Genomic DNA, 12,640 nt, shown 5'->3' on the forward strand with positions numbered 1-12,640 from the left:
CAACCATTCCGGTGTCGTCCCGGGCAAGCACTGGCGCGCATCGCGCGTCGGTGCGCCGACCCGGGACCCATAACCACAGGACGTAGTTTGTAGGAAGATGGCAACTACGTGTCTGCCCAACACACCGTCCTGTGGTTATGGGTCCCGGCTTTCGCAGGGACGACATGGGAGTTCGTGTCATCGATCGTGCCACCACGCGAGACTCGTAGGGTGGGCAAAGGCGCGTGCATCGGTGTTTCCGCAAGCTCGTATCGCAATTGACGCGCCGTGCCCACCATCTCGATTGCAGAGCGTGGATGGACGGTGGGCACGCTGCACCTGGCGGCGCCGCTTTGCCCACTCTACGAGACCGTGGCCAGCCGCTCCGCCGCTAGCTTCACGCACAGCTCGAACGCCGAGAGATCGTTCCAGACATTCGCCGGCCGCTCGCGCGGCAGCACCAGTGGATGGCCGCGCAGCTCGAGCGCGTGGATCATCATGAGATTGTCGGGCAGGCCGAAATCCTCGACCGTCAGGCCTTCGCCATCGACCAGGCGGCCGTCCTGCTCCGTCACCGCCGTGAAGCGCCGGGCTCGATCGGCGTAGATGGCCGGGTCGTTGCAGTAGCCGAGACACAGCTTGCCGGATCCGGCCATGTAGCCGAACTCATAGACCGTGCCGGCATCGGCGCCGGGGCCGCGGAACGGCGTGAGATTGGCGATGATGGCATCGGCGTCGTCCATCATGGCCTCGTTGCCATGGAAGATCTGGCGCGAGGCGTCGGAGGAGGCGAGGTCGATGCTGTTGTCGAGGGGGTAGAGGCCGATCAGGCCGTGGCGGTCGCAGATCGCGGCCTTCCGCCGGCCGATTTCAATGGCATCCGGCAGGAACACGTCGGGACCTGCCAGATAGATCTTCATGGCTCACCACTGCGGGACGCAAGCCCGCCCTCAGGCGAGCTTGACCGACTCGGTCGCGTAGTCCTTGCCGAGCGCCTCGAACACCTTGCGGACGATGCCCTTGGCGTCCAGCCCGGCGCGGGCGTACATCGCCGCCGGCGTGTCGTGGTCCTGGAACTCGTCGGGCAGCACCATCGAACGCATCTTCAGGCCGCCGTCCAGCATGCCCTGGTCGGACAGATACTGCATCACGTGCGAGCCGAAGCCGCCGATCGAGCCTTCCTCGATCGTGATCAGGATGTCGTGCTCGCGGGCGAGCTTCATCACCAGCTCCTCGTCGAGCGGCTTCATGAAGCGCGCATCGGCGATCGAGGCGGACAGGCCATGGGCGGCGAGCTCGTCGGCCGCCTTCTCGCACTCGGCCAACCGGGTGCCGAACGAGAGCAGGGCGACCTGCTTGCCCTGGCGGATCATGCGGCCCTTGCCGATCGGCAAGGGAACGCCAACCTCGGGCATTTCCACGCCGCGGCCTTCGCCGCGCGGATAGCGCACCGAGCTCGGCCGGTCGTTGATCGCGACCTGGGTCGCCACCATGTGCACCAGCTCGGCCTCGTCGGAGGCCGCCATGATCACCATGTTCGGCAGGCAGCCGAGATAGGCGTTGTCGAACGAACCGGCATGGGTCGCGCCGTCGGCGCCGACCAGGCCGGCGCGGTCGATCGCGAAGCGCACCGGCAGGCTCTGGATGCAGACGTCGTGGACGATCTGGTCGTAGCCGCGCTGCAGGAAGGTCGAGTAGATCGCGCAGAACGGCTTGTAGCCTTCCGCCGCGAGGCCGGCGGCGAAGGTCACCGCATGCTGCTCGGCGATGCCGACGTCGAAGGTGCGCTTCGGGAACGCCTTGGCGAAGATGTCAATGCCGGTGCCCGAGGGCATCGCGGCCGTGATGCCGACGATCTTGTCGTCCTTCTCGGCTTCCTTGACCAGGCTCTGGCCGAACACGTTCTGATAGGCCGGCGCGTTCGGCTTGGCCTTGGCCTGGGTGCCGGTGGCGATGTCGAACTTGGCGACCGCGTGATATTTGTCGGCTGCCGCTTCCGCGGGCGAGTAGCCCTTGCCCTTCTGGGTCACGACGTGGACCAGGATCGGGCCGGTCTCCATGTCGCGGACGTTCTTCAGCACGGGGAGCAGATGGTCGAGGTTGTGGCCGTCGATCGGGCCGACGTAGTAGAAGCCGAGCTCCTCGAACAGCGTGCCGCCGTCCATCATGAAGCCGCGCGAATATTCCTCGACGCGGCTGGCGCGGTTGGCAATCACCTTGGGCAGATGCTGGCCGAGCTGCTTGGCGGCATCGCGCAGGGTACGGTAGGTCTTGCCCGAGTAGAGGCGGGACAGATAGGCCGACATCGCGCCGACCGGCGGCGCGATCGACATGTCGTTGTCGTTGAGGATCACGATCAGGCGGGAGTTCATCGCGCCGGCATTGTTCATCGCCTCATAGGCCATGCCGGCGGACATCGCACCGTCGCCGATCACGGCGATCACGTTGTTCTTGCCGCCCGACAGGTCGCGCGCCACGGCCATGCCGAGGCCGGCGGAAATCGAGGTCGACGAGTGCGCAGCGCCAAACGGATCGTAGTCGCTCTCGGCGCGCTTGGTGAACCCGGACAGGCCGCCGCCGGTGCGCAAGGTGCGGATGCGGTCGCGGCGTCCGGTCAGGATCTTGTGCGGATAGGCCTGGTGGCCGACGTCCCAGATCAGGCGGTCACGCGGGGTGTCGAATACGTAATGGATGGCCGTGGTCAGCTCGACCACGCCGAGACCCGCGCCGAAATGGCCGCCGGTCACCGAGACCGCGTCGATGGTCTCCTGGCGCAATTCGTCGGCGACCTGCCGGACCTGCTCGACCTTCAGCCGGCGCAGATCTTCCGGGGTCTTGATGGTGTCGAGAAGCGGCGTCTTACTAAATGTGGTCACGGTGACATTCCAATTTTGCAGGTCGGGTTCAAGGGCCGACATCTGAGAGGTTCATCGTAACGGGCGGCGAAACCTGAGGTCTTGAAGGTCACATCCGCGCGGATCGAAGCCGCAGTCCGAAGACTAGCCGGGTTTGGGATCGATCTATGTGATGTAAGTCACTCTTGGTGGCCTTGCCGTCCTCGTTAGTCGCCCAAGATCGCCAAGTCGTTCAGCCAAGTGAGTTTTGCTAGCTCTTGCAAGCGCTTAGATTCCTCTCTCTGGAGAGGATGGACACTTCCAAAAACCCGCAGTTGCGAGAAGCTTTACACCAAAGTGCGTCTTAAAGCCAACCCGGCGGGCGTTGGCAAGCCCGCAAACGGTACCTTTGCGCCACGTCTCAACCGCGGCGGCGTGCCGGAGGTTCCAGTGCGCTGCTCAAATCGACGGCAGCCAGCGCTCCGCAATAGACCGGGGACGCGAGCTCGGTCCAGGCTTTTTCCCGCGGCCCAGAATCCGCCGATGCGGCGATTGCGCGCGCCGCGGCGCGGTGAGCCATGCGTTCGCGTAAGGGGATCGGTCCGCGGACGATCATGAAGAAGTCGCCGGCGTGCGGCCTTTCGTGGGCCGTCACGAAGCGGACGCGGAAGGCCTATGAGCGCAGCACGTTGTCATGATCGGGCCCGGACGCTTGCAGCCGTGGACCGGCGCGCTCATGGGATCGGGGACGCCATGGTCGAACTGCCAGGATCCAATCGTGTCGCATGGTAAACGAAGCACGTAGCGGCGGCTCTCGATCGGTGAACGCGGGGCAGAGACTTCGCCAGGGGGCACTTGGCGGCCAAGCCCGTCGACAATGCAGCTGCTCCGATGTGCGGCCGAATTGCACGATTGAGAGGCGCTCCGACCGCGCGTGAAAGTCGCGCCGGACGGCAGCGAAATAAATCCGGACTGTTGCCCGGAGAGGCCCGCCGCTAGCCGCTATTGCACGTCGAGCGGTACGGTTCCCGCCGCATGGCCGCTGGCGTCGGTCGTGATCTTCTCGACCCGGGCCTCGGCCTGGCGCAGCAGTTCCTCGCAGCGCCGCTTCAGCGCCTCGCCGCGCTCATAGATCGTCACCGACTCCTCGAGCGGCACCTTGCCGTCCTCGAGCCGCTTCACGATCGTTTCCAGCTCCTCGATCGCGCGCTCGAACGACAGCTTCTTGACGTCGGTTACGGTGTTGTCCGCCATGCGGGTTCCCTGCAGCTCACTCAACTCCGGGGCCGTGCTTTTACACCCCGCTCGCGGCCCTGTCAGGCCCTGCCGGGGTGGATCGGCCGGAACCTGGGGATTACGCCCCGGTCAGCGCCGCGACGTGGGCCGCGACGGATTCCTTAAGCCCCTGAAGGTCATAGCCGCCCTCCAGGACCGAGACGACGCGGCCGCCGGCGGTCTTGTCAGCCAGATCCATCAGCTTGCGGGTGACCCAGCCGAAATCCTCGGCCCGCAGGTTGAGCGACGCCAGCGGATCGCGATAGTGGGCGTCGAAGCCGGCCGAGATGATCACGAGCTCCGGGCTGAACTTAGTGAGCTGCGGCAGGATCAGGTTCTCGAAGGCGGAGCGGAACTCGAGGCTGCCGTCCTCGGAGGCCAGCGGCGCGTTGACGATGGTGTCGTGCTCGCCGCGCTCGCCGCGGGCGCCGGTGCCCGGGAACAGCGGCATCTGGTGGGTCGAGCAGTACATCACGCTCTTGTCGGCCCAGAAGATGTCCTGGGTGCCGTTGCCATGGTGGACGTCGAAATCGACGATGGCGGCGCGCGCGATGCCGAAGGTGCGCTGGGCGTAGCGCGCGGCGATCGCGACATTGTCGAAGAAGCAGAAGCCCATCGGCTTGGCGATCTCGGCATGGTGCCCGGGCGGGCGCACCGCGACGAAGGCGTTGCGGTGGCGGCCGGACATCACCGACTCGGTCGCCGCGACCGCGCCGCCGACGCCGCGCATCACCGCTTCCCAGGTGCCCGGCGACATCGAGGTATCGCCGTCGAGATAGATGATCCCCGAGGTCGGGGCCATATGGCGCAGCTCGGTGACGTAGTGCTCGTTGTGGCAGAGCAGGGCGAGCTCGATGTCCGCCTCCGGGGCCTCGTCGCGATCGAGCAGGGCGAAGCGCTCCTCGGTCAGCGCCTCCTCGACGGCGCGCAGCCGGTCGGCGCGCTCGGGGTGGCCGGACGGCGTGGCGTGATCGAGGCAGGCTTCATGAGAGAGATACAGCGTCGACATCAGGGCTCTGCCACTCGCGCGTTGCGGGAGTGCCCAATCTATGCGCTGAACGCAGCCTCGGAAAGAGCCCCGCGGGCGATATGACCGGCTTTCCGCCAGGCGTGCGGGGCGTCACGAGGCCTTGTTGACGATGCGGCCGCGCGGTGGCGGCGCCAGCGGGCCGTTGGCCTTGAGATAGGCGAACAGCGCCTCGTCGTCATAGGGGCCGGTGATCGGATCGCGGCCGCTCTTGAACGCGGTGAAGCCGTCGCCGCCGAGCGCGAGGTAGTTGTTGATGGTGACCCGGTAGGACGCGGCGGGATCGATGGCCTTGCCGTCGAGCATCATGCTGGCGGCATCGATCCGCGCGCCGGCGGATTGTTCGGCATCGAAGGCATAGGAGAAGCCGCTGGAGACCTGCAGGATGCGCGGCCGCGCCGGGTCGAGCCATTGCTGCTCCAGCGCGGCCTTGATCTCGGCGCCGGTCAGGGTGACCGTCATCAGCTGGTTGCGAAACGGCTGGCTCGCGAACACGTCGGCATAGGTCACCGCGCCGTCGTCGCGGCGGACGAGATCGGTGCGGATGCCGCCGGGATTGGTCATCGCGATCACCGCGGCGCCCTTGTCGGCCGCCCGCGTCGCCGCGAGCTGGGCATCGGCGACGACGTCGCCCAGCACGCTCTCGCCGGACGCATCGGGCATCCGCGACAGCGTTGCGCTGAGCACGCCGGCGGGCCGGTTGGCGTAGGGCGCGGCGAGCTTCTCATAGGCGTCGATCAGCGCGGTCTGTGCCGGATCCTTCGGCAGCGTGGTGTCGACGACGATGTTGGTGGCGGTCGCGCTGATCACGTCGCGCGTGGTGCGGTCGAGCTTGACGTCGATCGCGGTCACCAGCGTGCCGAACTTGTCGCCCGAGGTGACGAGCCGCTTGTCGATGGTGCAGACATAGGCCTGGTGGGTGTGGCCGGAGATCACGATGTCGACCGCGCTGTCGAGGTCCTTGACGATGTCGACGATCGGCCCCGACAGCCCGGGACATTCGTTCATGCCGCCGGACGGCCAGCCGCCCTCGTGGATCAGCACGACGATCGCCTGCACGCCCTTGGCCTTCAATTCCGGGATCAGCGCGTTGACGCTCTCGGCCTCGTTGCGGAAGTCGAGGCCGGCCGCGCTCGCCGGCGAGATGATGCCCGCGGTCCCCTTCAACGTCAGCCCGATGAAGGCGACCGGGATGTCCTCGAAGGTGCGGATCTCGTAGGGCGGAAACACCGTCTTGTCGGTGCCGGCGAGGAACGTCGACGCCGCGAGATAATGGAATTTGGCGCCGGTGAACGGCTGCGGCCCGCGGCAGCCGTCGGTCGGATGACAGCCGCCGTTCTGCATCCGCAGCAGCTCGGCCTTGCCTTCGTCGAACTCGTGGTTGCCGACCGCCGACAGCGCGAGCCCCATCTGCGACATCGATTCGATGGTCGGCTCGTCGTGGAACATCGCCGACAAAAACGGGCTCGCGCCGATCAGGTCGCCGGCGGCGACGAAGATCGTGTTGGGCTGGCCGTCGGCGAGCAGCTTGACGAGGCTCGCCATGTGCTCGGCGCCGCCGGCCGGAACGACGGTGCTCTTGGTCGGGTCGGCGGGATCGGCGACGCGGATGCCGGAGGAGGGCGGCTTCAGATTGCCGTGGAAGTCGTTGATGGCGAGGATGCGCAACGCGACCGGCTCGTCCTCGGCCGAGGCGGGCGGGCCGGCGATGCTTGCAACGGCGGCGCCGGTCAGCAGGCAGGCAAGCGCAAATCGGGAGAGACGGCTCATGGCAGGGTCACGTGTGGTGCAGATCCGACGGCCGAAGCGAGATTGCCCCGCCGCGGTCGCAATGACATAAAAAGATTCTATAACAACAATACATCGGGAGTCCGGGATGAAAAGAATGATGCTGCTCGCGGCGACATTGTCGCTGGCCGCCGGCTCCGCTGCAGCGCAATCGCTGCCGGACTTCATGAAGCAGATGATCGCGGCGTGGAATAAGCCGACCGAGCCGTTCAAGGTAATCGACAACGTCTACTACGTCGGCACCAACGGGCTCGCCTCCTACCTGATCACGACACCGCAGGGCCACATCCTGATCGATACCGTGATGCCGGAATCGACCGCGCAGATCGAGGCCAGCATCGGCAAGCTCGGCTTCAAGGTCGCCGACATCAAATACATCCTCAACACCCACGCCCATATCGACCACACCGGCGGGCTGGCGCAGATCAAGCAGGAGACCGGGGCGCAGATGGTGGCGGGCGCCAAGGACGTGCCGCTGCTCGAAGGCGGCTTCTATCCGGGCCGCGAGGAGGAGCGCTATCTCGGCTTCCCGCCGGTCAAGGTCGACCGCGCCGTGCGCGAGGGCGACACCGTCACGCTCGGCGGCGTGACGTTGACGGCGCACGAGACGCCGGGCCATTCGCCGGGCTGCACCAGCTGGACGACCGACGTGAAGGACGGCGACGCCACCCGCAGCCTGATCTTCTTCTGCAGCGCCACCGTGGCGCTGAACCGGCTGGTCGGCCGTCCCACCTATCCGGGCATCGTCGACGACTACAAGAAGACCTTCGCCTGGGCCAAGACGGCGCATCCCGACATCCTGCTGGCGCCCCATCCGGAGATGTACGACATGGCCGGCAAGCGGGCGAAGATCGCGGAAGGCGCGGCCAACCCGTTCGTCAAGCCGGGCGAGTTCAACGCCTATCTCGACAAGCTGGAGACGCAGTTCAACGAGGGGCTGGCCAAGCAGACGGCGGCGCTGCAGTCCGGCAAGTAGTCAGGCCGGATCGGCGGCGGCCAGCCGGTCCAGCGTGAAGCCGGAGAGATCGACCCTCGGTGTCTCGCCCCGGGCCATCGCGGCGAGCGCCTCGCCGACCGCCGGCGAATGCTTGAAGCCATGGCCGGAGCAGGCCGAGGCGTAGATCACGTCCGCATCGCCGGGATCGCGGTCGATGATAAAGCGGCCGCCCGGCGCGTTGGTATAGAGGCAGACCTCGCTGCGCAGGCAGCGCGGGCCGAGATCCGGCACGAAGGGGCGGACATAGGTCTCATAGGTCGCGGCGATTTCGTCCGGCGTGACCTCGCGCGCGACGTCGTCCGGATCGGTCTCGCCGGTCAGCACTTCGTTGGCGATCTTGACGCCATTGTCAGGCGAGCCCAGCCACGGGAAGCCGTAGATGTCGGAGGCCGCGCGGTCGCGGCCGGTGACGTCCCAGATGAAGACCGGCGCATCCGGACCGAAGCGCTCCGGATGGGACAGCACCTCGAACCAGTACAGCACCTGGCGGGTGACATTGACGCGGCGGCGCAGCGGCGCGATCAGCTCGGTGATCCACGGCCCGGTGGTGACGATCAATGTGTCCGCCGAGGCCGTCGCGCCGTCCAGGGTCACGACGAGGGCGCCCGCGGCACGGCGAAACGCCGTCACGCGCCGGCCGGTCACGAGCTCCGCGCCATGGCGCGCGGCCACCGCAAGCTCGGCGCGCACGCAGTCCTCGACCATGAGATAGCCGCCCTCGCGATCGAGGAAGGCGCGGTCGTTCGCCGCGGTGGCAAACGCCGGAAAGGCGGCGCGCAACTGCTCTGACGACAGCGTCTCGCCGTCGACGCCGTGCAGCCGCGCCGCGGTTTCGATGTTGGCGAAGAACTGCGCGCTGCTGACGCCGTGGACCTCGCCGCCATCCTGGCTCGGGATGAACAGGCAGCCGCATTGTTCGAACAGCCGTGCGCCGGTCTCGCGCTCCAGCTCCCGCCACAGCACGTGCGAGCGCTGCGCCAGCGGCGTGTAGTCGACGCCTTCGCCGATCGCCGCGCGGGTGATGCGGGTCTCCCCATGGGTCGAGCCGAATTTGTGCGGCGGCTGGAAGCGGTCGATGCCGAGCACGCGCTTGCCCGCCTTGGCGAGATGCAGCAATGCGGCGCTGCCGACGGCGCCGCAGCCGATCACGATGACATCAAACTGCGCCATGCGCGCCCGCCGCGGCTCCGCTCATTTCTTCTTCTTGCGCGACAGGAACGCCTTGAAGGCGCCGACCGCCTCCTCGGAGGTCATGCGCTCGGCGAACAGATAGGCCTCCTGGTCGATGCGGCGGGTCAGCTCGTCCGGCGCGGTGCGGATCAGCCTGCGCCCGATCGCGACCGCCTCGGCCGGCAGCCGGCAGATGTCGCGCGCCACCTTGTGCGCCTCGACCTCGGTATGGCCCGGCGCCACCACCGTATTGACGAAGCCCGCGATCTGCGCATCCTCCGCGGTCATGGTGCGCCCCATGACCAGCATCGCGAACGCGCGCTGATAGCCCATGGTCTGCGGCATCAGCAGGCTCGAGGCGCCCTCCGGCACCAGGCCGAGATGGATGAAGGGCGTCGAGAACGTCGCCGTGGTCGACGCCAGCACGTAGTCGCAATGGAACAGCATCGTCGTGCCGATGCCGATCGCGACGCCGTCGACCGCGGCGATGATCGGCTTGACGTTATGCGCCAGCGAATACAGGAACTTGGTCGCCGCCGACGTGCGCGCGGCGTCGCTGCCGGCATTGCCGGCATGCAGGAAATCCTCCAGATCATTGCCGGCCGTGAACACGCCGGAGCCGCCGGTGATGATGATGCATCGCACCAGCGGGTTGTTCTGCGCGGTGTCGATCGCATCGCTCATGCCGAGATACATGGCCTGGGTGATGGCGTTCTTCTTCTCCGGCCGCCGGAGCTTGATCGTCCGGGTCTCGCCCTCGTCGGTGACGATCAGATGGTCGGTCATGGGCCCCTCATGCGTGTGCGCCGGCCGCTGCGTTGCCGCCGGCCATTTGTCCAGTCCTGCATCTCACCGCAGCCTACATCATCCGCTGGTCGCGCCAAGGGCTGAAGCGGTCATTGGTCGCGAAGGGAATGCGGGCGTGACCGCAGGCGAGCGTACGCCATGAGTCTCGCCGTGGTTTACGACTGGTTTGCAACAGTATCGGCGTCCGCTATCGTCCCGCGCAGAACTGCGATGTTTTGCAAGGCAATTCGATGACCAAGCTCTTTTCAGTACTGCTGTCGCTGCCGCTGCTCTGTCAGGTCTTCCCGGGGATCGCTGAGGCTGCCGCCACCGACCGCGCGCTGCTGTCGCTGTTCTGCGCGCCCGGCGCGATCGCCGGCACCACCTGCAAGCGCGCCAGATCCTATCCCGACTCCGAGGGGCGCCGCTGTGACGTCACCCTGAAGCCGGAGCGGCAGCAGGGACGTTTCCTGGCCTCCAGCAATCCGCTGCTGCTCGTGAGCTATGGCAGCGGCTGCGAGCCGCACGCGACCGATTTCGGCGGCGCGGTCGTGTTCGAGCAGGTCGGCGGCGCCTACAAATTTCGCGGCTTCCAGCCGGGCATGCAGGTGGATGAATGCGTCATCTCCACCACCAGGGACGAAGCGCAGGACGTGCTCGTCTGCCTGACCGGGCATATGGGGCAGGGGGTGGTCGAGACGGGCGTGGCGCGCGTCGGCTTCGCCAATGCCAGCGGCGGGCCCATCGAGATGTCCTATGATTTTCTGCTGCAGGCCGAGGACACGACGGGAGCCTACCTGACCAACATCGTTACCTGTTCGGAGCAGCTCAAATATTTCGATCTGTCGAAGCTCGCGGCCGGGCCGAGCCCCGGAACGGTCGTTGCGGACGTGAGCTACGCCGACCGCGAGACGATCGAGACAGCCTGTGGCAAAGGCTTTCCGAAGCCGAAGGATGCGGAAGACATGCGCGAGCCCGCGGCGGGCGAGGGCTCGGTGCCGCAGGGTTACGCCAAGACCGGCAGCGTTGTCATCGACATCGCGAGCCGCGCGGCCAGGCTGCGCTGAGGGCCGACGGCGACGCCAAGCGCACCGTCTCACGCGGCGATGCGGCCGCCGCTGAGCGTTCCCCGGGCGGTGTAGGTCTGCAGCCCCGTGCTCGGCGGCGCTGTGGAGACCGTCACCCCGGTTGTGCCGTCCGAATAGGTGGTCGTGGTGATGATCTCGCCGGCGACCGTGATCGAGACCTTGCTGATCACGATCCTGCTCGCCGTCGGGACGCCGGCCGTGCTGACCGCGGAGCGCGATCCCGTTCGCGCCAGGGCGGTCGCCGCCGGGGCTGCTGACGTCGTGGTGACGGAGCCGATGGCATTGATGGGCATGGCTCGCCTCGCTCGGATGTGAGGCCGATGCGGGCTGCGGATCCGGTGCTGACGTCCGCACCCTGCGACGGGACTGTCGTCGCCTTTGGCCTCGTGCGTGAGGTCCGCCGCGAGGCTCGCGCCGCCGGGTTAACAATGTCTCAACGCGCCTCGCGGCGTATGGGCGCGCCGCAGGGCCCGCGGGCGTCGGGCTGCCCCGTCGTGGCGCGACCGGCCGCACGCGATCGATCCGCCTCTGCCGCCTATTTGGCGCCGTCGGACCGGGGGACGGGCGCTGCGCGCGAGGCAGCGGCCGGAGCCTGCTGCCGCACGGCCTCGCGCCGCAGGGCCTGCTCCAGCACCACCAGCCGCGTCGCCATGCGCGTCAGTTCGTCATGGACCGAGCCCTGAACGCCCTGCACGGCGTGCTGCACTTCGCGCAGTGCGTCGCGCTGGGTCTCGGCCTTGAGCACCCTGAACTCGGCCTCGATCGAGGTCAGGCGCTGGTTCACCGCCCGGATCGCCTCGGCGATCTCCTTCTGGCCGTCCTGCAGCGCGCGCACGTGATCGACCAGCCGCAGATGATCGGTCAGCTCCTCGACCGTCTTGCCGATGTTGCTGCGGCCCCACATCCTACTTCACCGACCTCAGCAGGTTCCTGATCGTCGCCAGATGATCCTCCGGCGATCCGAGTCGCGCCGAGATCGCGCTCATCAGATCCTTGCGCAGCTCCGACAGCTCGTCCTCCGGCACGATCCGCTCGGCTGGCTCATCATAGGGCATCCGCCGCGGCTCGACCTCGACGGGGCGTGGCGCGACGTCGAAATAAGGCGGCCGCTCGTAGACCGGGATGTGCGGCGCCTGACGCGATGAGGTGATGCGTGCCAGACCTGGAAATCGCGGCGGCGGCGTCCGCGCGGGACGTTCGATCTGGTCGATCAGCGCCGCCAGCGCGACATCCATGTTGCTGTCGTCAGGCTCCTCTTCGACGACGTAGGAGGGCTTCCGCACTGTCGCCCCATTCGCGGGCGATGATAGCGTAAACGACGATGCGTGGTCGCGGAGTCGCTCGATGACCCGGCGGACTCGCTCGCCGAGACCTGGCTTCTCCCTGGCCGGTGTTCGCATCAACATGTCACTCTCCAGCGGAACAGCTTAGGCGAGCAGGGAAAACCTTAGCAAGAGGCCATCGTTCAGCTGCCAACAGGATGTCGCGCAGTAGCCGGCGCCCGGCGGCGCATGCGCTGACCCCCGGCAGGTTCCTCTTGCGGATCCCTGGCACGAACGCGCGAAGCGCCGATGACGCCGGCAACCCAGGTGTGAAGTGCGTTCCGGCGTGCATATGGACCTGGCCGGCGGGGGAGCTGGTTTGACGTGGCCCCCCGACCCTTCGTGCCGTGGCCGGTCTGCCGGGCCGCGCGGCC

General features: G+C 67.3%; 12 protein-coding genes. 2 read left to right on the forward strand and 10 right to left on the reverse strand.

What is annotated here, in order from left to right:
• Positions 1 to 341: 341 nt before the first annotated feature.
• The 5 genes from QX010_RS06580 to QX010_RS06600 form a co-directional block, all read right to left on the reverse strand.
• Complete coding sequence (locus QX010_RS06580) at positions 342 to 899, reverse strand: nucleoside 2-deoxyribosyltransferase (protein ID WP_315802321.1); 558 nt, start codon at positions 897 to 899, stop codon at positions 342 to 344.
• A gap of 30 nt (positions 900 to 929) precedes the next feature.
• Entirely contained in the window at positions 930 to 2,855 is a 1,926-nt protein-coding gene (dxs, locus tag QX010_RS06585) for a 1-deoxy-D-xylulose-5-phosphate synthase (RefSeq protein WP_315802322.1), read from the reverse strand.
• A 960-nt stretch (positions 2,856 to 3,815) separates the two neighbouring features.
• Positions 3,816 to 4,067 (reverse strand): exodeoxyribonuclease VII small subunit, encoded by a 252-nt coding sequence (locus tag QX010_RS06590; RefSeq protein ID WP_315802323.1) that lies wholly within the window; start codon positions 4,065 to 4,067, stop codon positions 3,816 to 3,818.
• Between the two features lie 100 nt (positions 4,068 to 4,167).
• Positions 4,168 to 5,097 (reverse strand): histone deacetylase family protein, encoded by a 930-nt coding sequence (locus tag QX010_RS06595; RefSeq protein WP_315802324.1) that lies wholly within the window; start codon positions 5,095 to 5,097, stop codon positions 4,168 to 4,170.
• Between the two features lie 111 nt (positions 5,098 to 5,208).
• Entirely contained in the window at positions 5,209 to 6,885 is a 1,677-nt protein-coding gene (locus tag QX010_RS06600) for a bifunctional metallophosphatase/5'-nucleotidase (RefSeq protein WP_316178369.1), read from the reverse strand.
• Between the two features lie 106 nt (positions 6,886 to 6,991).
• Between QX010_RS06600 and bla the strand changes: the two genes are divergently transcribed.
• Positions 6,992 to 7,879 carry a subclass B3 metallo-beta-lactamase gene (bla, locus tag QX010_RS06605; protein WP_316178371.1) on the forward strand — a complete coding sequence of 296 codons (888 nt, stop codon included), beginning with the start codon at positions 6,992 to 6,994 and terminating at the stop codon, positions 7,877 to 7,879.
• On the opposite strand, the gene solA is transcribed toward bla, so the two are convergent.
• Positions 7,880 to 9,070 carry an N-methyl-L-tryptophan oxidase gene (gene solA, locus QX010_RS06610; RefSeq protein WP_316178373.1) on the reverse strand — a complete coding sequence of 397 codons (1,191 nt, stop codon included), beginning with the start codon at positions 9,068 to 9,070 and terminating at the stop codon, positions 7,880 to 7,882.
• Between the two features lie 21 nt (positions 9,071 to 9,091).
• Positions 9,092 to 9,856: a crotonase/enoyl-CoA hydratase family protein gene (locus QX010_RS06615; RefSeq protein WP_315802328.1), complete on the reverse strand. Its 765-nt coding sequence runs from the start codon at positions 9,854 to 9,856 to the stop codon at positions 9,092 to 9,094.
• Positions 9,857 to 10,107: 251 nt separating this feature from the next.
• Here QX010_RS06615 and QX010_RS06620 point away from each other — a divergent pair, with 251 nt between their 5' ends.
• Positions 10,108 to 10,923, forward strand: a complete 816-nt coding sequence (locus tag QX010_RS06620) for a hypothetical protein (RefSeq protein WP_316178375.1) — start codon at positions 10,108 to 10,110, stop codon at positions 10,921 to 10,923.
• A 29-nt stretch (positions 10,924 to 10,952) separates the two neighbouring features.
• Here QX010_RS06620 and QX010_RS06625 read toward each other — a convergent pair whose 3' ends face one another.
• The 3 genes from QX010_RS06625 to QX010_RS06635 all read right to left on the reverse strand — a co-directional run bounded on the left by QX010_RS06625 (position 10,953) and on the right by QX010_RS06635 (position 12,227).
• Positions 10,953 to 11,237, reverse strand: coding sequence for a hypothetical protein (locus QX010_RS06625; RefSeq protein WP_315802330.1), 285 nt, complete (start codon positions 11,235 to 11,237; stop codon positions 10,953 to 10,955).
• A gap of 242 nt (positions 11,238 to 11,479) precedes the next feature.
• Positions 11,480 to 11,848 carry a hypothetical protein gene (locus QX010_RS06630; RefSeq protein WP_315802331.1) on the reverse strand — a complete coding sequence of 123 codons (369 nt, stop codon included), beginning with the start codon at positions 11,846 to 11,848 and terminating at the stop codon, positions 11,480 to 11,482.
• Position 11,849: 1 nt separating this feature from the next.
• On the reverse strand, positions 11,850 to 12,227 hold the full coding sequence (locus QX010_RS06635) for a hypothetical protein (protein WP_315802332.1): 378 nt from the start codon (positions 12,225 to 12,227) through the stop codon (positions 11,850 to 11,852).
• Between the last annotated feature and the right edge of the window lie 413 nt (positions 12,228 to 12,640).

The organism is Bradyrhizobium sp. SZCCHNRI1009, from assembly GCF_032487575.1.
GTDB lineage: Bacteria > Pseudomonadota > Alphaproteobacteria > Rhizobiales > Xanthobacteraceae > Bradyrhizobium.

Coding starts and splice junctions, on each gene's coding strand:
- bla (WP_316178371.1), top strand. CDS start 6,992: ATGAAAAGAATGATGCTGCTCGCGGCGACATTGTCGCTGGCCGCCGGC.
- QX010_RS06580 (WP_315802321.1), bottom strand. CDS start 899: ATGAAGATCTATCTGGCAGGTCCCGACGTGTTCCTGCCGGATGCCATT.
- QX010_RS06595 (WP_315802324.1), bottom strand. CDS start 5,097: ATGTCGACGCTGTATCTCTCTCATGAAGCCTGCCTCGATCACGCCACG.
- QX010_RS06625 (WP_315802330.1), bottom strand. CDS start 11,237: ATGCCCATCAATGCCATCGGCTCCGTCACCACGACGTCAGCAGCCCCG.
- solA (WP_316178373.1), bottom strand. CDS start 9,070: ATGGCGCAGTTTGATGTCATCGTGATCGGCTGCGGCGCCGTCGGCAGC.
- QX010_RS06600 (WP_316178369.1), bottom strand. CDS start 6,885: ATGAGCCGTCTCTCCCGATTTGCGCTTGCCTGCCTGCTGACCGGCGCC.
- QX010_RS06590 (WP_315802323.1), bottom strand. CDS start 4,067: ATGGCGGACAACACCGTAACCGACGTCAAGAAGCTGTCGTTCGAGCGC.
- QX010_RS06620 (WP_316178375.1), top strand. CDS start 10,108: ATGACCAAGCTCTTTTCAGTACTGCTGTCGCTGCCGCTGCTCTGTCAG.
- QX010_RS06615 (WP_315802328.1), bottom strand. CDS start 9,856: ATGACCGACCATCTGATCGTCACCGACGAGGGCGAGACCCGGACGATC.
- QX010_RS06630 (WP_315802331.1), bottom strand. CDS start 11,848: ATGTGGGGCCGCAGCAACATCGGCAAGACGGTCGAGGAGCTGACCGAT.